Here is a 19,026-nt window from a genome sequence, read left to right on the forward strand (position 1 = left end):
ATCGCCGTTCTTCGACCGCCACTCAAGCCGTCTTTTTGCCCTGCTTTGGCCCATTTTTGGCCGACCTTCAATAACAGGGCCTAAGTTGGTTACGCTATTGAACTTGCGCGCAATCACCATTGGCAACTTTGACGGCGTTCATGCGGGGCATCAGGCCCTGCTGGCAGAGGCCCGCGTTCGGGCAGGTCGGACCGGCGAGGTCGTGGCGGTGACACTTGAGTCCCACCCCGCATCGCTGCTCAATCCATCCCACGTTCCGCCCAGTGTCCAGACGCTTCAAGAACGCCGTGACTGGCTCCTGAAGTGCGGCGCGGACCGGGTGCATGTCCTTGCGACCACCGCCGAACTGCTGGCCATGGACGCGGCGGAATTCATCGCATGGCTTCGCAAAGATCTTCCCTTTGAGTTCATCGTCGAGGGGCGGGATTTCCGCTTTGGCCGAGGGCGCGAAGGGGATCTGGCGGCGCTGCGTGCAATGGGATCGCGGCTTGGCTTTGAGGTCGCCGAAGTGGCGGCGGTCGAAGTTTGCCTGGGGGATTCCTCTGTCGCGGCGGCGAGCAGCTCGCTGCTGCGCTGGCTGATTCAGAATGGACGCGTGGAGGACGCCGCAAAAGTCATGGCCCGGCCCTACCAGTTGACTGGTCGCGTCGAGCAGGGTGACCAGCGCGGCCGCACGCTCGGGTGGCCGACGGCGAATGTCGCCACGCAGGGTCAGTTGCTTCCCGGCGATGGCATCTACGCGGGCATCGCCACGCTGCCATCGGGCGCGCGCCGCCGCGCGGCAATCAGCGTGGGAACCAAGCCGACCTTCGGCCGCGCCGCCCGCACCGTCGAGGCCTTTCTGCTCGACCACACGGCGCCGCTGGACGACTATGGATGGACGCTGACGCTGGAATTTTCGCGCTGGCTGCGCGAGCAGAGCCGATTTGACGGCGTGGAAGCCCTTCTTGAGCAAATGAACCGGGACACGCAACGGACGCGCCTGGAAATAGCCGATGAATTGGTGCTGGCATGAGACCTGTGGCCGCGACCTATTCCACCACCTCGACGCCGCGAATCATCGCGGACCGGCTGCTCAACGCCCGGCGCATCCTGATCACCTCGCACGACAAGCCCGATGGCGACGCCATCGGTTCGGTGCTCGCCCTGGCTCGAGCGCTTCGGCAGCGCGGACGGACGGTCGACACCTGGTTCTCCGGTCCCTTCGATCCCACATTGCAATGCCTGCTCGGCCATGAGAAGCCGGGGCGGGCGCCGGAGAAGTTGCCCGGCGATGATTACGACGCGATCGCCGTGCTCGACACCGGCTCCTGGGGACAGCTCGAGCACCTGGGTCCGTGGCTGCGCGAGCGGCGCGACCGGGCGGTTGGAGTGGATCATCACCGCTGCGGCGACACCGATTTCGCGGATCGCATCGTGGACACGAGCTGCGCCAGCTGCACGCAGGTTTTGATTCCGGTGATCGAGGCTCTCGGCGTCAAGTTTGACCAGCCTGGAATGGGCGGCGCCGAATCGGTCGCCGAGGCACTTTTTGCGGGCCTGGCCACCGACACCGGCTGGTTCCGATTCTCCAACGCCGACTCCGGTGTGTTCACCCTGGCGGCCCGCCTGATCAACGCCGGCGTCGAGAAGGACCGCCTCTACCGGCAATTGGAGGAGAATTCGCGCCCGCAGCGACTAAGCCTGATGGGCCGCGCGCTGAGCAATATGCGTTGGCTCGCCAACAATCGCGCCGCCATCATGCAACTGCATCCGGAGGATTTCGCCACCAGCTCGGGCAGCTCCGAGGATCTGGCCGGGGTCGTCAACGCCCCGATGCAGGTGGGCACCACCGAGTGCAGCATCCTGATTTCTCAGACCGAGCCCGGTGTCGTGAAGATCAGCTTCCGAAGCAAGCCTGCCCTGCATGCGGGCGGCCCATATGTGGATGTCAACCGACTGGCGGGTGAGTTCGGCGGCGGCGGACACATCCACGCCGCAGGCGCCCGGGTGCGCGGCGAGCTGCCGCAGGTCGCGGAACAGGTCGCCAAAGCGGTCGAGCGCGCGATTCAAAATTTGAATTAAGGTGTCGTGCCCGACTTGGCCGCGCCGGGAGCAACTTCGATCGGGGTCGGCGCTGGGGCCGGCGGCGGGGGCGCGTAGGGCGAGACGGTGTAGCCCAGCCGCTCGATGCCGTTCTTCACCTCGGGTTCAATCGACGCGTCGCGCACGGCGACCGTGGCTGAGTTGTCCTGCAGGTTGACGCGGCAGTCGACCACTCCCTTGATGTGCGTCACCTTGTCGGTGATCGCATCGACGCATCCCTGGCAGTGCATTCCCTTGACCGAATACTGAAACACCACGGGGGCCACGCTGCTGACGCGCGGATCACTGTCGGAGCCGCAGCCGGCGAGAAGGGCGCAGAGCATGGAAGCGAGCCAGTGTTTCAAGTGACGGGGCGCGTGCATGCCGCGATTCTAGTCGCTCACTTGAATTTGTCGCAGCCCGCGCAACGCAGCAGCGAGGGCAGCAGCCACACCGACGAGACCAGGCAGCAGAGGCTGGCGAGGGTCATGACCTCGCCCAGGCCGCGCAGGCCGCGGTGCTGGGCGAAGAGCAGCGTTCCAAAGCCGATCGTCGTGGTCAGAGCCGTCACCACCACGGCGCGGCGCGTGCTGCCGAAGCCGAGGGTGAGCCCACCCTCCATCACGCGGTGGGTGATGTGGATCGCGCTGTCGATGCCCAGTCCGATCATGATCGGAATGGCGAAGAAGTTGGCCAGCGTGAAGGGGATGTTGAGCACTCCCATGAGCCCGACGGTCCAGCCGAGTCCGGCGAGCAGGCTCAGGAAGGCGAGCGCCATGAGCCGGACCGAGTGGAAGTCAACGTAGAGCAATGCCAGCACGAAGGCGCTGGCGATCAGGCCCTGCCACAGGAAACTCGCCCTCATAAGCTGCATGCTTTCGAAGACCGTGATCGGCGCGCCGGTCACCGAAGGATCCACCTCGCGCATCGCCGCGACGAAGGGGGCCATGGCGCCGGGTTCCCAGATGTCCTCCTTCGGATGCAGCAGGGTCGCGTAGCGGTTGTTCTCGCTCGTGAACGAATCACGCACCGCGGGAGGCAGCGACTCGCGGATCGACAGTCCCGCACCGATCTGAAGCTGCTGCGCCGCGTTGGCGGCAAGGGCCAGGCCCGGCTCGGCACGGGCCAGGGCCTCCGGTGCATTGCCTTCGAGGGCGGTCTGGAGCGCGTGGAGCGAAAGGGCAAGATTGCGGATGAACGCGATGTCGGCGGCGGGGGCTCCGGCGGTGTTGGCACCATTTGCAAGGGAGTCCACTCGATCGGCGGCGCGCCGGGCGAGCTCCGGCAGCGGCCGGTCGACGGGAACCGCCTGCGGCAGCGCGCTGGCCTTGGCGATCGCGCGACGCAGCGCCTCGCGCTTCGGCGAATCGGGCTTGACAAAGTCGAGCACGCTGCGGGTCTGCCCGATCAACGGCTGTGCGCTCGCCTTCTCAACCAGGGGCGCCACTTCGTCGAACGAATCGGTCATCACCGCGCCAAACCAGGTCGAGTTGCCGCCCTCGGTCTGCAGCCGCCGCTGCCAACCGACGCTGGGCAAGTTCGCCGCCTGAAGCTTGAGCAGATTGCTTTCAAAACCCACGCGCTCCCAGGCGATCACCACGCCGGCGACCATGGCCGCCATCGAGAGTGCAACAAACATCCAGTGGCGGCTCTTGCGCGCCGGGGCGGGGAGCGTTTCCGAGTGCGCCGCCCGCGAAATGAAGAACGACCGCCGCTCGCGATCCTTGTCCGAGCGCCGGTCGAAGCAGAGCAGCAGCGCCGGCAAGCCGACCGCCATGGTCGCCCCGCACAGCAGAAGCCCCACGCCCGAGATGATGCCGAGCTCGCGCAGCCCCTGCATGGGCACGAAGATGGCGATCAGGAAGGTGCCGGAGCTCACCGCGGCGCCGGCCAGCATGCTGGGCGTCGCGGTGCGCATCATGTGTCGCACGCTCTCCGGGGCCTCCAAGTGTCGCAATCCCTCCAGGTAGCGGGCGATCATGTGGATGCCGTAGTCCAGTCCGACGCCCACCAGGACCAGCATGAAGACCACGCTCAGCAGGTTCAGGCTGCCGATCATCAGCAAGGCCGCACCATAAGTCAGCGCGGATCCGGCGAGAAAGGCCGCCACGGCGAAGAGCGGGCGCTTCACCCCGCGGAAGACCGCCATGAAGAGCGCGGCGCAGAGACCCAGCGCCACCATCGATGCCAGGTTCATGTCGGAGTTGGTGGTCTCCATCTCGTCCGCCTGCAGCACGGGCTTGCCGGTCAGGCCGATCTCGACCGCGGGCTCCTGGGCCTGGATCTCCTCGATCACCCGGCGCATCTGCACCAGCGACTCGTCCACCACGGCGAGCGACTCGTAGTTCTTCACCGGCAGCACCAGCACCAGGCGCAGCTGCCCGCCTTCGTTGGTCAGCCAGATCGTCTCGCGCGGCAGCGAGAGATCCAGTGGCGCAGCTCCCGGCTGTCCGCTTGCGGCCGCGCCCAGCAGCAGGAAGGCGCTGGCGGCCAGGGGGCGCCGCGTCGCGTCGTCCATTGATGAACCGCGGTCGAGCAGTAGCGCGATCCGCCGGTCGCCTTCGGCCAGGAGCGTCCCCAGCGTGGGCCGAGCCGCGAGGATGGGAAGCGCCTCGGCCGCATCCGCGAGTCCGGCGAGTTCCGCGTCCGCCATCGCGCGGGGGGCGAGACGCCACTGGTCCTGGGCGTCGATGAAGCCGTGCACTTTGGAGACGCTCGGCAGCGCCGCCAGTTTCGTCGTCAAGGCGCGCACCGCGCGGTCGGCCGCGGCGGAGTCGCCGCGCGGATCGACCACCGCGATGACATATTCGAGATCGCCGAAGTCATGCTTGAAGCGTCGGTAATCCTTCAGGAAAGGCTGGTTCTCGCCGATCAGCGAATCCGTGTCGGCGTCCAATTTGAGGTAGGTCCAGCTCAGCCAGGCACACACGACCGTCGAAAGCGCCAGCGCGGCGATGATCCATTTGGAGCGGGCGGCGATGACGCGGTAGAGCCAATCCATCAGGCGGACGCGGCGGCGCTGCCGCTCTGGCGTGGGGGCGCTCAAGCGGCCTCGAACCAGTCAGCCCGGGCCAGATCGAAAAGTTTTCCATGCACCACCACGGCTCTGGGGCGGCCCGTTCCCTGCATTCCGTGGAAGGGGCAGTTGCGACTCATGGACCGGAATGTGCTGGAATCGACCGTCACTTTGGTGTCAATGTCGATCACCGTGACATCGGCGGGGCCACCTTCGAAGAGCCGTCCGAATCCATCCTCCAGCAATCCCAGCAGGCGGGCCGGACCGACGGTCATGCGCTGGATCATCTCCGGCCACTTCATCAAGCCGCTCTCGATCAGGGCCTTCGCGTACATGGGCAGGGCGCTCTCAAGTCCGATGCAGCCGAATGGCGCCGCGGAGAAATCACGGGCCTTCTCGCTGGCAGTGTGCGGCGCGTGGTCGGTCGCCAGCACTTCCAATGTTCCGTCGGCCACGGCCTTGCGCAGCGATTCGATGTCCGCGGGCCGGCGCAGCGGGGGATTCACCTTCGCGATGGTGTTCCATCCGTCGCAGGCGTCGTCGGTCAGCAGCAGATGGTGGGGGGAAGCCTCGCCGCTCACGGGCTGGCCTTCGGCACGGGCCCGTCGAATGATCTCGACACTTCCCGCCGAGGAGACATGCTGTGCGTGGTAGCGGCAGCCGATGGCGCGGTTGAGACGCACGTCGCGCTCCAGCATCAATTCCTCGGCGATGGCGGGCCAGCCCGTCAGCCCCAGCTTGGCGGCGATCGCGCCGGAATTCATCGAGGCTTCGCCGGTCAGAGCCGCATCCTGGCAGTGCTGCATCCACGCGCGCTTGGCGGCCTTGCAGGTCAACAGCACCCGCTGCATCACGGCGGAATCGGCGATGCCCACGCCGTCATCGGTGAAGGCCACGGCGCCGGCGTTGGCCATGGCCCCGATTGGAGAAAGTTTTTCGCCTTCGCGTCCGATGGTTCCCGCGGCAGCGACAAAAACCCTCGCCAGTCCGGCCTCCTTGGCCTTGAGCCGGACAAAATCCACCAGGCTCGGCAGGTCAAGGGCGGGCGTGGTGTTGGGCATGCAGCAGATGGAAGTGAAGCCACCCGCGATCGCCGCCTCGGCCCCGGTGCGGATGGTTTCCTTGTGCTCGCCGCCGGGCTCGCGCAGGTGCACATGCGGATCGATCAATCCCGGGCAGACCAGGCATCCATCGGCGTCGATGGCCGTGGCGCCGCCGTCGGAAATCGGAGTCGACGAAATGCGCTCCACGCGGCCGGATCGCACCATCACGTCCGCCTTGGCGTCGAACTGACGCGCCGGATCGATCACTCTTCCGCCTCGAATCAGGATGGCAGGGCCGGCGCTGGGCATGGGTGCGACGATGGTAGCGGAGCGTGCTCGCTCGTGAAGAAACGACCTGATTCAAAAAGAAAATGGGCGGCTCAAATGCATGAGCCGCCCATCGTTAGCCATCTTTGCAGGCAGCGGGGCTTGTCAGCGCCGCTCCATTGATCCATCGCAATCAGCCGTTGGTCTTGGCGCCGGCGAAGGGGCAGCCTGAACCGCTGGTCGAGCAGCCGGACTTGGTCTGGCAATCAGACTTCTGATCGCTGACCGCGCCTGGGCTCGTGGTGGCAGCCTTGTCCTTGCAGCAGCCGCTGGCGGTGCCGGAGACGGCGCCTGGGCTTGCGGCCTTCTTGGCGTCCGCCTCGCACTTCGCCTTGCACTCGGCGGAGCACTTGCTCATGTCGCAGGTTTTGCCATTGCAGCCGCTGACGGCGCCTGGGGCGGTGGTGGTGGTTGTGCTTGTACAAGCAGCGAGACCGAGGAGAAGACCGGCGGTGAGTGTTGCGAAAAGCTTCATGTGAGATCCTTTGAAAGATGACTCGAAATCAGTTGTGCCGGGCGAACTCCGCCCTGCAAGCACGGGGCAATAGTAGCACACCATCCCGGGGGTTCAAGGAAAGTGCTCAATTGGCGGGGTATTTCCTAGACTCCGCCTGTGTCGAACGATCCGAATCCGGAATCCCAGCCCAATCCCGCAGGTTTGACCCCGGAACGGTTGAAGCGCCTCTTGGGCAAAGCCCGGGCATTTCCGCAGGTTCCCGGGGTCTATCTCATGAAGGATGCGGAGGGCAAGGTCCTCTATGTCGGCAAGGCGAACTGCCTGCCCGACCGCATCTCCAGCTATTTCATCGAGAGCGCCGACCTTGGCCTGAAGAAGCAGCCGATGCTGGAAGCCGTGGAGGACGTGGAGGTGATCCCCTGCGAGGGGGAGTGGGAGGCGCTGCTGATGGAGGCGCGCCTGGTGAAGGATCTCAAGCCTCGCTTCAACACGCTGCTCCTGGATGACAAGACCTTTCCCTACCTTGCGGTCACCACGCGCGATGAATTCCCCGGCGTCTACATCACGCGTGATCCCTCGGCGCCGAGGTTCCGCGGCGCCAAGCTCTACGGCCCCTTCACCAGCGGGGGAAGCCTGCGCCACGCCGTGCATTTCCTGCAGCGCGTTTTCCAGTACCGCACGTGCGAGCTCGACATCCGCGCCGACGATCCGCGCAACCGCTCCTTCCGGCCCTGCCTGCTGCACAGCATGGCGCAGTGCACGGCGCCCTGCGCCAATCGCGTGTCGCGGGAACGCTACCGCGAAGACATCAACCGCTTCTGCCGCTTTCTGGAGGGCAAGCGCAGCGTCATGCTGCGTGAGCTCCGCCAGGAGATGCTCAAGGCATCCCAGGAAAATCGCTACGAGGAGGCGGCCATCCTGCGCGACCAGGTGCAGTCGATCGAGCGCCTGGACGAGCGCGAGCGGCGCGGCGACGAGCCGGAGTATGACTGGCAGCCCGAAGTCACGATCTCGGTCCAGGATCCGAAAACCGGATGCAAGAGTCTGCAGCGCGCCCTGGGCCTCTCACAGGAGATTCAATGCGTCGAAGCCATCGACATCGCCCATCTGGGCGGCGGAGAAACCGTGGGCAGCCTGGTCTGCTTCGTTAACGGCCGCCCCTTCAAGGAGCGCTACCGGCGCTTCCGAATCCAGACCGTCGCCAACGACGACTACGCTGCGATTCGCGAGGTGGTCAGTCGCCGCTACCGCGAGGAGGGCCGCGGCAGCGAGCTCTATCCCGATGTGATCCTGATCGACGGCGGCGCGGGGCAGCTCGGCGCGGCGCTGGACGCATTCGGGGAGTTTGAGTCGAAGCCTCCCTTTGTGGTGAGCCTGGCCAAGAAGGAGGAGCTGATCTACGTGCAGCGCGAGAGCGAGCCCATGAAACTCGGCCGCGACAATCCCGGGCTGAAGCTCTGTCAGGCGATCCGCGACGAGGCCCATCGCTACGCCCAGCACTACCACCACCTGCTGGTGCGCAAGCGGCTCATGCCGGAGGGCGCCGCGCCCCGCAAGAAATCCAAGCCTTCGACCCGCCGCAAGCCCGGCGGCTGATGGGCGTCTCCGCGTGTCGCTACTCTTGACCGACTGAAGGAGCCCCACCCGGTGTCGCATCGAAGATCAAAACGAGCACAACATCACGCCGATGCGGAGCGCGACCAAGGCCAGCAGGCGGATGCGGCGTCGCTGGAGCATCCGATGGTCCCGGGGGGTATCCACGAACTGCTGGAGTCGGCGGAAGCCGTCGAGGGATTTGTCCGCCATGTGCGAGAGGTCGGCGTCTTCGCCTTCGACACCGAATTCATCGGCGAGGAGTCCTTCCGTCCGAAGATCTGCCTGGTGCAGGTCGCGACCTCGGAGCGGGTGGCGCTGCTCGATCCGCTCTCCGGAGTCGATCCGATGCCCATCTACCGGCTGGTCGCAGATCCCTCGGTGCTGACCCTGGTGCACGCCGGCGAGCAGGACTTGATGGCCGTGCGGCAGGCGATCGAGGGCAAGGCCCACCAGCTTGTGGACACCCAGATCGCCGCCAGCCTGATCGGTCTCCCCTGGCCGAGCAGCCTGGGCAACACCATCGAGCATCTCACCGGGTTCCGCCTGCAGAAGGCCCACACGTTTTCCGAATGGGATCGGCGCCCGCTCTCCAAGAGCCAGCTCCGCTACGCCGCCGACGACGTCCGCTACCTGCCGCTGGTCTGGAGCAAGATCAAGGCGGAGCTGGATCGGTTCGGGCGCCTAAAGTGGGCCATGCAGGAGAGTGCGCGGCAGTTGGAAGGAGAGCCGGTCTTCGATCCCGACCGACAGATGCGCCGAGCCTCGCGCGGCGAGCCGCTCAAGCCCGCGGTGATGGTGATTCTGCGCGAGCTGGTGCTGCTGCGCCGCGAACTTGCGGAGGTTGAGGATCAGCCGCAGCGCACGCTGCTCTCCGACGGCGCCTTGATGGAGCTGGTGCGTCGCAAGCCTGAAAACCTGAGCGCCCTGCGCGAGATCCGCTTCGTTCCCCAGTCCGTCGCCGAGCGCTACGGCGAGCGCATCATCGAGTGCATCCGCCTGGCGAAGAGCATGCCGCCCATCCGCCAGGAGTTCGCCCGTCTGCTGGAAGACGCCGCGGTGCGGTCGCGCATCGACGCCATGTGGCTGGCCTTCCAGACCCGATGCATGGCGACAAGCATCGCCCCGAACCTGGTGACCAGCCGCGCCGAGTTCACCGCCTGGCTGGCGGGCCGGATCGACCGCGAGCACAAGATGGCCCAGGGAGCCACGGTCGCGGAGGCGGCACAGCCCTTTGCCGCGGATGACTGGCGCAGCGAGAGCATCGGCCGCTGGCTGGATGGATTTATCGAGGGCCGGAGCGAACTCGCCCTGCGTTGGGACGCAGCAGGCGGAGCGCTTCGCCTGAGCGATGAAAAGGCTTGATGAACCAATTGAACCCCAAGGAGTTTTCGTGCAAGATCCTTCCATGAACCAGCCCAGCAACACCCTGCGCCGCCAACTGCTCGCCTCGATTCCGGCATTTCTGCTGGCTCCCGCGGCGCTGGCCCAGCAAGGCGTGAAGCCACAGGGTGGACCCAAGGCCGCCAGCACCGCCATTCGGGACATACCCATCCTTCCCTTCGCCTTGGCGGGGGCGTGGTGCGACGATTTTGGCGCCCGCTCGATCCTGAAGATGGCCCCCGAGCTCTCCGGCGCCATCGTGTTCACCGGCCAGTCCACCGCCTACGAAGAGGACCAGCTCCGGCTCTTGAAGGTCCAAGTCGGCGCCGCGGTGGAATGCGTCGCCACGCTTGCCAGCGCCAGCAGCTGCAGTTTCCAATCGCTCTATCCGCAGAAGGCCGAGCCCTGGTTCGTGAAGATCGTGGTCAAGGTTTCCGCGAACGGCAAGCCCGCCAACGCCCGGGCGGTGACCGCATGCAGCGGCATCTGGAACCGGCCCGCCGCGGGGGGCGCCTTCGATCCCGCATGGAACAACAAGTCCGCGGTGGACAATACCAGCAGTCTGATGAACGAATATGGCGTTTCCGTCAAGACGCTGCAGGATGCGAAGGCCGCCGAGTGCGCCGCCGCGCTGCAGGCCATCGCGAAAGCTTCACCGCAATTGGCCCCGAAGATCGGCCCCGCCTCGAACTGGGGTCCCGGCGTGACGCCGGTGCTGCTGGGCATCGCCACGCAGGACTCCACCCAGGCTCTCATTGCGGCGGGGCGCTCGCTGCAGCGAGGTTCGCTCCAGGCGGTCGCCGAGGGGGCCAACTGCGATTCCATCGTGCTGCCTCCAAAAGCGCTCGAGGCCGCGGCAGTGGCCAGCAAGGACGCGGCGAACGCCGTGAAGACGCTGGTCAAATTCCTCGAGGGCGAGGCCGGCGAGCCCATCGGCATCGCGCGTATCGGTAAACTCCTGAGCCCCGCCTTCCGACCGATGCCGGAGTGCGTGCCCATGATTGTGTTCTCCTCCTGATCGTCGCTCGCGATCCGTGACCGGCCCCGGCGCGGTTGCGGAGGCGGCCATCTTCAGGCATGCTGAAGCCATGAGCGAGATTCGAATCTACAACGGCGATGGTGACCGGCTGATCGAGGCCCCCAGCGCGGGGCCGCGCATCACGCTGATTCCGCGCGGCGATCCCCGCACGCTCTGCGGGTCGCGCTCCATCCGCGTCATGTGGGGGCAGCACCTGCTGGACGACCTGGTCGAGGGGCGCTACCGCACCGTGATCTGCGGCATCAACGAGGTCGACAACGCGCATGGCGTGCTCGGCGAACTGCTGAAGCTGATCCCCACCAGCCAGTGGACGCTCTCCAGCGCCACCAGCTTTGCCAAGATGTTTCGCAGCGCCGTCAGTCTGCACGCCAAGGACGACCGCGAGCCCTACATCCTGAAGTTCGATCTGGACCAGCTGCTGATCCTGGCGCTGCTGCGACCCGCGGGCCGGACCCACTTCACGCTCGAGGATCTCTTCCGCGGCTTCCGCACCATCAGCCGCATGGTCGAGGGTCGGCGCGACCGACTTCCCATCTGCAGCGTGAGCTTTCTCGGCGCCAAGTCCAACCGGCTGCTCGACCACACCATGCAGGAGCCCTCCTTCGAGGCGGTGCTGCAGGCGATGAACCAGGGGGGCTTCAGCGGCGACATCTATCCGCCCGTCGGATTGTGGGATGTGCCCAAGACCGCGGTCTTCGCCAAGTACCCTTTTCCCGAGGGGATTCAGCGGATGCGCGAGGGAAGCAGCTGATTCCAACTTGACTCGGCGCCGCGCCGAATCAGTTCGAGCCGGCGGAGCCCGTTTGCAAGGCGACAAACTTTCGGGTGCGAATGGCTTCGCTGCCCAGTTGTCCGCACGCCGCCATGGCGGAACGGCCCTTGGTTCCGCGGCGCTTGCAGAACTGCTTGTTGGCGATGGCCCGCGCCATGAAGGCGCGCACGCTTTCCTCGTCGGGCGCCGGCCATGGGCTGTTGCGGCGCGGGTTGTAGGGGATCAGGTTCAGCGAGCAGCGGATGTCCTTGAGCAGGGCGCAGACCGCGTCGCAATGCTCCGGCGCGTCGTTCACACCGGGGATCAGCACGTATTCCACGCAGATCGGGCCGGCGGTGTCGGGGTAGCCGCGCACCGCGTCGAGGATCGCAGCGATGGGCTCGGACTTGTTGATGGGCATGATCTGCGAGCGGATCTCGTCGTTGGGCGCGTTCAGGCTCAGGGCCAGGTGCAGGCGGTGGAATCCGGTCTGCCGGGCGAAGTCCGCGATCCGCCGGATGCCCTCGGCGCGGCCCACCGTGCTGATGGTGATGTTGGAGGGCGCGATCGACGGTCCGTAGTGATCCGTCAGGATCCGCACCGAATGAAGCACCGCGTCCAGATTCTCCGTCGGCTCGCCCATGCCCATGAAGACGATGTTCTTGACTTGGAAACCGCGCCCGCCGTCGATGGCGTTCTCAACCCGGTGGCGCGCCGCGAACCATTGCGCGACGATCTCGGCGCTGCTGAGATTTCGAAGCAGTCCCATCTGGGCGGTCTCGCAGAAGCGGCAGCCCATGGCGCAGCCCACCTGGCTGCTCACGCACAGGGTTCGGCTAAATCCTCCGCCGGTGTGGGGCATGGGGATGATCACGCTCTCCGTCTCCAGCCCGCCGCCCACCTTCAGGGTGAATTTCACGGTTTCGCCGTCGACCTGCGTCGTGCCGAACTCCGGCAGCTGGGCGGAGGCGAATTCCGTGTCGGATTCATCGCGGCGAAAGACGGCGGCATAAGTCTGCAGGGCCTCGCGCCGGGCGCGCCGGCCTTGCAGCCGCTCCACGAATTCGCCGCTGGTCAGGCCAAGGACATCCATGGCGCAAGGGTAACGCCGGGGGCCCGAAATTCCGATGCGGAAAAATTCGACTCCATTCCCTACCATGAGGTCCATGCATCTGAAACGATCCGATCACGAGCACGGCCCTCCCATCGTTCCCGTGACCTTTCATCTGGAGGATTCCGCCGGCCTGACCAGCACCCCGCAGGACAAGTGGGAGTTGCTGGGCGGCGTGGGCGAGCATCTCCTGGAAGTGGCCATGGACCACGGCATCAACATCGAGCACGCCTGCGGCGGAGTCTGCGCCTGCAGCACCTGCCACATCTACGTTGAGAAGGGGATGGAGCATCTGAGCGAGCCGACCGAGGCGGAGGAGGACCGCGTCGAGGAGGCCCCCGGACTGCAGCGCAACAGCCGCCTGGCCTGCCAGTGCGAGATCAAGAGCAACGGCCCGATCGTGGTCCGCGTTCCCGCGTGGAACCGCAATGCCGTCAAGGAAATTCCCCATTGAGAGCCGCACGGGGCGCCGCGCGATGAAGCATCAACTGCACTGGCTGGATGTCGCGGACATCGGCGAGGCGCTGGCGGAGGCGCATCCCGCGGTCGATCCGCTGACCATCGCTTTTCCGCGGCTCAAGACGTTGGTGCTGTCGCTGGAGGGATTCCAGGAACAGCCCGGCCATCCGAGCAATGAGAAGATTTTGGAGGCGATCCAGCAGGCGTGGATCGACGAGCGGGAGTGATCGCGCCCGCGCGTGGCGCTCGATGGAATTCGCGCTTCACAAAAGCGGGCTGAGCAGGCCGCCGGCGTTGTCGATCAGGCGGTCCCACCACTTGCGCGTGTCCCACTTGGTCATCAGCACCTCGCTGCTCTGCTCCATGTACTGGTTCTGCAGGTAGCGCAGCTGCCCGGAGAACTCCTTGTCGAAGACCAGGATGCCCACCTCGAAGTTGATCTCGAAGCTGCGGCGGTCCAGGTTGGCGCTGGTCACGATCGAGGTCGCGCGGTCGATGACGACGGTCTTGGCGTGCAGCAGTCCCTTCTGGAATTCATGGATGCGGACCCCGCACTCCAGCATGCCGCGGTAGAGGCTGCGGCTGGCGAGCCGCACGAACATGCTGTCATTGCGGGCGGGCACCACCAGGTGCACGCGCACGCCGCGGCGGGCCGCGACCTCCAGCGCCGAGAGCGTGGCGTAGTCGGGCACAAAGTAGGGGGTTGTCAGCACCAGCTCCTCCTTGGCGATCTGCACCGCCGACTGGATGAGCTGGGTGACCGAGTCGTTCTGGAAGTTGGGTCCGGAGGCGAAGGACTGGGCGATGACTCCGTCCTCGCGGAACTCGGGCTCGATGCGCAGGATCTCGTCGAGGTCCTCCTCCGACTCCATGTACCAATCCTCGATGAAGACCATTTGCAGCTCCTTCACCAGCGGGCCTTCGACGCGCACGCTGCAATCCACCCACGGCGCGTACTTGGCCTTGGGCGCGAAGCCGGCCTCGGCGATGTTCTGGCTGCCGGCCCATCCAATCGTGCCGTCGACCACCAGCAGCTTGCGGTGGTTGCGCATGTCCAGCCGGGCGAAGACCATCCGGAGCATGTTCACGGGGAGCGCCTCCACCACCTGGACGCCACCCTGAACCAGGGCCGCACGCAGTGTGTCGCGGAGGAACTCCTTGCTGCCGACGCCGTCGAGAAGGAGGCGGCAGGCCACGCCGCGGGCCGCCGCCCGAAGCAGCGCGTCGCACACCTGCTGGCCGGCTTTGTCGGGCAGGCAGATATAGGTGAGCAGGTGCACGTGCTTGGCCGCCTGGTCGATGTCGGCGCACATGCGATCGATGGTTTCCTGCGTGTCGCCGCTGAGCCAGAGTCGGTTGCCCGCCAGGGGAATCGAATGGCTCGCCAGGGCCGCCACCGAGGCGATCTGGTGTTGCTCCGGCGCCAGCTCGAAACGGCGGATGCGCGGATCGGCCTGCTCGTGATTGGCTGGGCAGTCGACTTCCGCGATGATCCGCGCGTGCCGCTTCATCCGGAAGACGCCGAAGCGGGTCTCGCCCACCAGGAGGTAGGCGACCAGCCCGACCACCGGCAGGGCCAGCACCACGACCATCCATGCCATCGCCACCGGGGGGCGGTCCCCCTTGCGCAGCAGCACGATGACCGCCATCAGGATCTGGAGCGCGAATTCGCCGCCGACCAGAAAGGGATCGAGGATCGCGAGATGCGAGGTCAGCGGTCAGCCTTCAATTTTGACGATCAGGAAGCGGCGCTCGCCCCGGGGCAGGTCGACGCGCACTGTCTCGCCCACGCGGGCCTTCATCAGCGCCACGCCGATCGGGCTCGACCCGGTGACTTCGATGAAGTCATCGCTGGAGTCGTCGGAGATCTGCCCCACCAGGCGGTACTTCTCCTCGCGGCTGTTCTGCACGTCGCGCAGCAGCACGATGGCACCGAGGAAGACCATGTCCATGGGGACTTCGATCTCGCCGGCCACCTGGACGTGGGCGATCTTGGCCTCGAGGTCGCGGATCTTGGCCTCGTTCATGGCCTGGTCTTCGCGGGCCGCGTGGTAGTCGGCGTTCTCCTTCAGGTCGCCCTGGGCGCGGGCTTCCGCGATCCGGCCGGCGATGACGGGCCGAAACTGCAGGCATTCGGAAAGTTGGGCTTCGAGCCGATCTTTGTCGGTTTGCGAGATGATTTCCATGGTGAGCCTTTGGGGTGCGGACGAAGCGCCCGCGAAGGGGAAGGATACTGCCCTAGTCCGGATTTGGCGAGGGTTGCCGCGGGGACTTCGGCGCGGCCAGGTGCATCAGCAGCACGGCGATCCAGGAGGCGACGGCCGCCGAGGCGATCCCGATCGTTCCCCTCCACGTGATCGCGTCGGGCCGGGCGCCGCCGCCGAGCGTTTCGCGTAGGACGCCCATGACGGGGCCATCGAGCCAGTTCGGAGGAGCGGGCCACTCCATGCGGACGCTGGCGACATAGGCGATCGGCCCCAGCAGCACGATCGCCACCACGGCGGACATGGCGACGACGCGCTCCGTTGCGGAGCGGCTGGCGATTGTGTTGGTCAGCAGCGCCGCGATGATCGCCGCCCACGAGAAGAGGAAAAGGTCGATCAGTCCCATGCGCTCAGGGGACCAGCTCGTCGCCAGGCGCAGCGGCCAGAGCACCACGTGCAGCAGCACCGCCAGGGCCGCGAAGTCCAGGAGCACCTGGCGGATCGGGGCGCTCGAAGGCTTTTCACTCAGCCGCAACATGGGCCAGGCAACGCAGAGCCCGACCGCGATCGCCGCGATGAAGAGCCGGACGCCGGGCACGTAGCTGGCGATCGAGGGCTGGATCGGCGGGCGCACTCCGATGCAAAGGCACCACGCCGCGAAGATCCACGCCGTGGTGAGAAAGACCAGTCCGCGAGGCAGGCTCATCGGTGCAGACTATCCCGGTTGGTCGACGGAAGGCCGGCGCTCAGCGGATCCCGACATAGTCGGAGAGCAGGTTGAGCTCGTCGTCGCATCCCGCGTCGATGCGGCCGTAGTGGTCGTAAAGCCACTGCAGGTACTCGATCTTCTGGCGGGCGGGAACTTCAGCGGCGCCCTCGTTGCCCGGGCTGCGCCCCCACTTGATCGTGCACCCGCGATTGGTCTTCATGCGCAGGCATCCATCGTCCTTGGTGCGGTCGAGGTCGATGCAGGCGATCTGTCCGCGCCAGGCATGATCGTCGATCAGCCGCGCCAGGGCCACGGCGCCGCGCATGTCCTTGCCGGCCCATTCATCGCCGAAAGCCGCGGGCCGCGCGAAGGAGGCATTTTCAATTCGGATCAGGCTGCTCGGCGCGGTGTTGGGCCGGTAGCAGCGGGGGAGCAGTTTCCCGTCCACGTCGATCAGGTGGTCATAGCCGCCCTCGCGCACCACCGCGAAGGGAGTGGTCCAAACGCCTTCGACGTAGACCTCGCTCATGCCGCTGCGCTTTACCTGGGTGATCTCGCTGAACCAGCCGGTGTGCATCAGCGCCTCGCGGGCTTCGGAGAGGCCGTCGCGGTCCATCGGCGATCCGTTGAGTCGCTCGGCCACGACATCCGCCAGCGGCGTCAGGTCAGTCTCGCTCATCCATGCGGGTCGCGACGAGAAGACGACCAGGAAAGGGGCGTCGTTGCGCCGAGCCGCGGCCTCGCGCTTGAGGATTGGCACTCCCATGCCCAGTGACAGGGCCATGACCGCGAAGGAGGCGCACCAGCCGGCCGCCACCAGGAAGGGCTTGGATTTGATCCAGTGGAGATTCAGGGAAAACTTTGGGCGGGAAGCGGCGGCGCGGCGCTTCGGCGACGATCTTTTGCGGGAGGCCATTGAACCTCCTCAATCGGTCAGAATCAGCCGGGAAGTAAAGAATTCGACCCTTGGGTTCTGGAGTCGCGCGGAGGCACGCACGGGTCGGGCGTTTGGCCCCTCAGGCGTGCGCCTTGGCGCCGCGGCTCATGGCTTCCTTGGCGAGTGCGAGCACCAGCTGCTCCATGGAGATTCCCGCATGTTTCGCGGCCTTGGGCACCAGCGAATGGTCGGTGAATCCCGGCATGGTGTTGACCTCCAGGAACCAGGGTCCGCGAGCGTCGACCATGAAGTCGACCCGCGAGACGTCGCGCAGTTCCATGGCGCTCCAGCACAGCAGGGAGTGGCGGTTCATCGCCTCCCTCACGTCGTCGGAGATCTCGGGATCGACCAGGTACTGCGTGTCGTCGCGCAGATATTTCGCCTGGTAGTCGTAGACGCCTTCCTTGGGCTTGATCTCGATGATCGGCAGCGTCCGGCCGTTGACGATGCCGACGGTGAACTCGCGACCGGCGATGAACTCCTCCGCGAGCAGGCGCGGGCGCCGGCCCTCCAGCTCCTTCCGTGCCCGGTCGAGCTCCTCGGTGGTGCGGCAGATGCGCAGGTCCACGCTGGAGCCGTCGTTGGTGGGCTTGATCACCAGCGGAAGGCGGAGGTCGATGGGCTGGCCGATCCGCAGTTCGCATGAGGCGGGAGTCGGCACGCCCGCCTGGCTCGCGGCTCGCTTGGCCGCAGCCTTGTCCATGGCCAGCCGCGCCGCCGCGGGACCGCATCCCACGTAGCCGCGGCCATCCAATTCAAGAATGTCCTGCAGCGGTCCGCCCTCGCCCCACGGCCCGTGCAGCACCGGAAAGATGACATCGCCGGGCAGTGCGCGGAGTTCACTGGCGGTCAGGCGGTCGATGGTGACCTCCTCGACTTCGGCCTTGGCGCGGCGCAGCGCCGCCGCGACCTGGCCGCCGCTCTTGAGGCTGACTTCGCGCTCCGCATCCGGTCCGCCCTTGAGAAGAAGCACGCGCATCATGATTTCTCCATTGTGTTGATGGAGCGGCCCCACACCGCAACTTCCATTTCGATCTCCACGCCGTGGCGCTGACGCACCTTCTGCTGCACGATGCGGGCGAGCTCGAACACATCGCCGGCCAGACCACCCTTGTTCACGCAGATGAAGTTGGCATGCTCCGGGCTGACGAACGCCGAGCCATGGGCGAATCCCTTCAGGCCCGCGAGGTCGATCAGCTTTCCGGCGCTGGTTCGGGTTCCATCCTCGGCGAGAGGATTTCGGAAGAGGCAGCCCGCGGAATTGTCCGCCAGGGGCTGCGAGTTCTTCTTGTAGTGAGAGATTTCGACGACTTTCTTTCGGAGCTCGTCCGGATCGCCGGGGGTCAGTTGCAGCAGCGACCAGAGGATGAGCTCCTGCGGCAGCGAGGAGTGGCGGTAGGAGAACTGGATCGCCCGGTGCGGGTGCACGCGCACCTCGCCGCGCTCGTTCATGGTGGCGACCGAGTGGATGGCGTCGCCGATGCAGCCGAACTTTCCGCCGGCGTTCATGCGCGTCGCGCCGCCCATGCTTGCCGGAATGCCCCACATCGGGCAGAGGCCGTCGAGTCCCGCCTTGACGCAGGCGTTCATCAGCTTGCTCACATCGACGCCGGCCGGCGCCATCACCATGTTGGCATTGCCGTCGGCGTTCAAGGTCCACTGCGTGAAGGCGGGTTGGTCCAGCTTCACCACCACGCCGTCCACGCCTTCTTCCAGCACCAGCAGATTGGCCCCCGAGCCCAGCACGCGCAGCGGCAGATTCGAGTCATGGCAGCGACGCAGCAGCTCCTTCAGGGAAGCCTCGCTCCGCGGCCGCACCAGCAGGTCGGCGCGACCGCCCACGCCGAACCAGGTGTGCCCGGCCAGCGGCGCGTCCGGCTCCACGATGGCGTCGAGTCCTTCGGTCAGGGCGTTGGGCGTCGTCGTGGTCATC

19 protein-coding genes are annotated in these 19,026 nt (G+C 66.2%); 8 read left to right on the plus strand and 11 right to left on the minus strand.

Going from position 1 to position 19,026, the window contains the following annotated elements; genetic code table 11:
• Positions 1-103: 103 nt before the first annotated feature.
• Both ribF and K8R92_02585 read left to right on the plus strand, forming a co-directional pair.
• Positions 104-1,015 (plus strand): riboflavin biosynthesis protein RibF, encoded by a 912-nt coding sequence (gene ribF, locus K8R92_02580; protein MCE9618776.1) that lies wholly within the window; start codon positions 104-106, stop codon positions 1,013-1,015.
• Positions 1,012-2,064, plus strand: a complete 1,053-nt coding sequence (locus K8R92_02585) for a DHH family phosphoesterase (GenBank protein ID MCE9618777.1) — start codon at positions 1,012-1,014, stop codon at positions 2,062-2,064. Before ribF ends, K8R92_02585 begins: the two co-directional genes overlap by 4 nt.
• Here K8R92_02585 and K8R92_02590 read toward each other — a convergent pair.
• The 4 genes from K8R92_02590 to K8R92_02605 form a co-directional block, all read right to left on the minus strand.
• Positions 2,061-2,447 (minus strand): heavy-metal-associated domain-containing protein, encoded by a 387-nt coding sequence (locus K8R92_02590; protein ID MCE9618778.1) that lies wholly within the window; start codon positions 2,445-2,447, stop codon positions 2,061-2,063. The two genes, K8R92_02585 and K8R92_02590, sit on opposite strands and share 4 nt — an antisense overlap.
• A 17-nt stretch (positions 2,448-2,464) precedes the next feature.
• Positions 2,465-5,110: an MMPL family transporter gene (locus K8R92_02595; GenBank protein ID MCE9618779.1), complete on the minus strand. Its 2,646-nt coding sequence runs from the start codon at positions 5,108-5,110 to the stop codon at positions 2,465-2,467.
• Positions 5,107-6,432 (minus strand): dihydroorotase, encoded by a 1,326-nt coding sequence (locus tag K8R92_02600; protein MCE9618780.1) that lies wholly within the window; start codon positions 6,430-6,432, stop codon positions 5,107-5,109. Before K8R92_02600 ends, K8R92_02595 begins: the two co-directional genes overlap by 4 nt.
• Before the next feature lie 151 nt (positions 6,433-6,583).
• Positions 6,584-6,925: a hypothetical protein gene (locus tag K8R92_02605; GenBank protein ID MCE9618781.1), complete on the minus strand. Its 342-nt coding sequence runs from the start codon at positions 6,923-6,925 to the stop codon at positions 6,584-6,586.
• Positions 6,926-7,180: 255 nt separating this feature from the next.
• Here K8R92_02605 and K8R92_02610 point away from each other — a divergent pair, with 255 nt between their 5' ends.
• From K8R92_02610 to K8R92_02625, 4 genes are all read left to right on the plus strand, one after another.
• Positions 7,181-8,503, plus strand: a complete 1,323-nt coding sequence (locus K8R92_02610) for a UvrB/UvrC motif-containing protein (GenBank protein ID MCE9618782.1) — start codon at positions 7,181-7,183, stop codon at positions 8,501-8,503.
• Positions 8,504-8,554: 51 nt separating this feature from the next.
• Complete coding sequence (locus K8R92_02615) at positions 8,555-9,865, plus strand: ribonuclease D (protein MCE9618783.1); 1,311 nt, start codon at positions 8,555-8,557, stop codon at positions 9,863-9,865.
• Positions 9,866-9,893: 28 nt separating this feature from the next.
• A complete protein-coding gene (locus K8R92_02620; protein ID MCE9618784.1) occupies positions 9,894-10,901 on the plus strand; it encodes a hypothetical protein in 1,008 nt (335 codons plus the stop codon).
• A 70-nt stretch (positions 10,902-10,971) separates the two neighbouring features.
• Positions 10,972-11,673 carry a hypothetical protein gene (locus tag K8R92_02625; GenBank protein MCE9618785.1) on the plus strand — a complete coding sequence of 234 codons (702 nt, stop codon included), beginning with the start codon at positions 10,972-10,974 and terminating at the stop codon, positions 11,671-11,673.
• A gap of 28 nt (positions 11,674-11,701) precedes the next feature.
• Here K8R92_02625 and K8R92_02630 read toward each other — a convergent pair whose 3' ends face one another.
• The gene (locus tag K8R92_02630) at positions 11,702-12,766 is read right to left on the minus strand and encodes a 23S rRNA (adenine(2503)-C(2))-methyltransferase RlmN (GenBank protein ID MCE9618786.1); all 1,065 of its coding nucleotides are present in this window, start codon (positions 12,764-12,766) and stop codon (positions 11,702-11,704) included.
• 73 nt (positions 12,767-12,839) lie between these two features.
• On the opposite strand from K8R92_02630, the gene K8R92_02635 reads away from it, so the two are divergent.
• The gene (locus K8R92_02635) at positions 12,840-13,238 is read left to right on the plus strand and encodes a 2Fe-2S iron-sulfur cluster binding domain-containing protein (protein MCE9618787.1); all 399 of its coding nucleotides are present in this window, start codon (positions 12,840-12,842) and stop codon (positions 13,236-13,238) included.
• A gap of 22 nt (positions 13,239-13,260) precedes the next feature.
• Complete coding sequence (iscX, locus tag K8R92_02640) at positions 13,261-13,470, plus strand: Fe-S cluster assembly protein IscX (protein ID MCE9618788.1); 210 nt, start codon at positions 13,261-13,263, stop codon at positions 13,468-13,470.
• Positions 13,471-13,506: 36 nt separating this feature from the next.
• Here the strand turns inward: iscX and cls are convergent, their stop codons facing one another.
• The 6 genes from cls to murB all read right to left on the minus strand — a co-directional run bounded on the left by cls (position 13,507) and on the right by murB (position 19,025).
• Positions 13,507-14,892, minus strand: a complete 1,386-nt coding sequence (cls, locus tag K8R92_02645) for a cardiolipin synthase (protein MCE9618789.1) — start codon at positions 14,890-14,892, stop codon at positions 13,507-13,509.
• A 69-nt stretch (positions 14,893-14,961) separates the two neighbouring features.
• Entirely contained in the window at positions 14,962-15,429 is a 468-nt protein-coding gene (locus K8R92_02650; protein ID MCE9618790.1) for a transcription elongation factor GreA, read from the minus strand.
• A gap of 52 nt (positions 15,430-15,481) precedes the next feature.
• Positions 15,482-16,153, minus strand: a complete 672-nt coding sequence (locus tag K8R92_02655) for a hypothetical protein (GenBank protein MCE9618791.1) — start codon at positions 16,151-16,153, stop codon at positions 15,482-15,484.
• Between the two features lie 40 nt (positions 16,154-16,193).
• A complete protein-coding gene (locus K8R92_02660) occupies positions 16,194-17,072 on the minus strand; it encodes a hypothetical protein (protein MCE9618792.1) in 879 nt (292 codons plus the stop codon).
• Between the two features lie 100 nt (positions 17,073-17,172).
• Positions 17,173-18,075: a D-alanine--D-alanine ligase gene (locus tag K8R92_02665; protein MCE9618793.1), complete on the minus strand. Its 903-nt coding sequence runs from the start codon at positions 18,073-18,075 to the stop codon at positions 17,173-17,175.
• On the minus strand, positions 18,072-19,025 hold the full coding sequence (gene murB / locus K8R92_02670) for a UDP-N-acetylmuramate dehydrogenase (GenBank protein ID MCE9618794.1): 954 nt from the start codon (positions 19,023-19,025) through the stop codon (positions 18,072-18,074). The genes K8R92_02665 and murB overlap by 4 nt, the downstream gene beginning before the upstream one ends.
• Position 19,026 lies beyond the last annotated feature (1 nt).

The sequence above is a fragment of the Planctomycetota bacterium genome, from assembly GCA_021414025.1.
GTDB lineage: Bacteria > Planctomycetota > Phycisphaerae > Phycisphaerales > SM1A02 > SYAC01.

Bases quoted from the DNA above. Each gene is read 5' to 3' on its own strand.
- K8R92_02585 (MCE9618777.1), top strand. From the start codon at position 1,012: ATGAGACCTGTGGCCGCGACCTATTCCACCACCTCGACGCCGCGAATC.
- K8R92_02590 (MCE9618778.1), bottom strand. From the start codon at position 2,447: ATGCACGCGCCCCGTCACTTGAAACACTGGCTCGCTTCCATGCTCTGC.
- K8R92_02635 (MCE9618787.1), top strand. From the start codon at position 12,840: ATGCATCTGAAACGATCCGATCACGAGCACGGCCCTCCCATCGTTCCC.
- K8R92_02605 (MCE9618781.1), bottom strand. From the start codon at position 6,925: ATGAAGCTTTTCGCAACACTCACCGCCGGTCTTCTCCTCGGTCTCGCT.
- K8R92_02600 (MCE9618780.1), bottom strand. From the start codon at position 6,432: ATGCCCAGCGCCGGCCCTGCCATCCTGATTCGAGGCGGAAGAGTGATC.
- K8R92_02630 (MCE9618786.1), bottom strand. From the start codon at position 12,766: ATGGATGTCCTTGGCCTGACCAGCGGCGAATTCGTGGAGCGGCTGCAA.
- K8R92_02665 (MCE9618793.1), bottom strand. From the start codon at position 18,075: ATGATGCGCGTGCTTCTTCTCAAGGGCGGACCGGATGCGGAGCGCGAA.
- cls (MCE9618789.1), bottom strand. From the start codon at position 14,892: ATGGCGGTCATCGTGCTGCTGCGCAAGGGGGACCGCCCCCCGGTGGCG.
- murB (MCE9618794.1), bottom strand. From the start codon at position 19,025: ATGACCACGACGACGCCCAACGCCCTGACCGAAGGACTCGACGCCATC.
- K8R92_02625 (MCE9618785.1), top strand. From the start codon at position 10,972: ATGAGCGAGATTCGAATCTACAACGGCGATGGTGACCGGCTGATCGAG.
- K8R92_02660 (MCE9618792.1), bottom strand. From the start codon at position 17,072: ATGGCCTCCCGCAAAAGATCGTCGCCGAAGCGCCGCGCCGCCGCTTCC.
- iscX (MCE9618788.1), top strand. From the start codon at position 13,261: ATGAAGCATCAACTGCACTGGCTGGATGTCGCGGACATCGGCGAGGCG.
- K8R92_02655 (MCE9618791.1), bottom strand. From the start codon at position 16,153: ATGAGCCTGCCTCGCGGACTGGTCTTTCTCACCACGGCGTGGATCTTC.
- K8R92_02610 (MCE9618782.1), top strand. From the start codon at position 7,181: ATGAAGGATGCGGAGGGCAAGGTCCTCTATGTCGGCAAGGCGAACTGC.
- K8R92_02650 (MCE9618790.1), bottom strand. From the start codon at position 15,429: ATGGAAATCATCTCGCAAACCGACAAAGATCGGCTCGAAGCCCAACTT.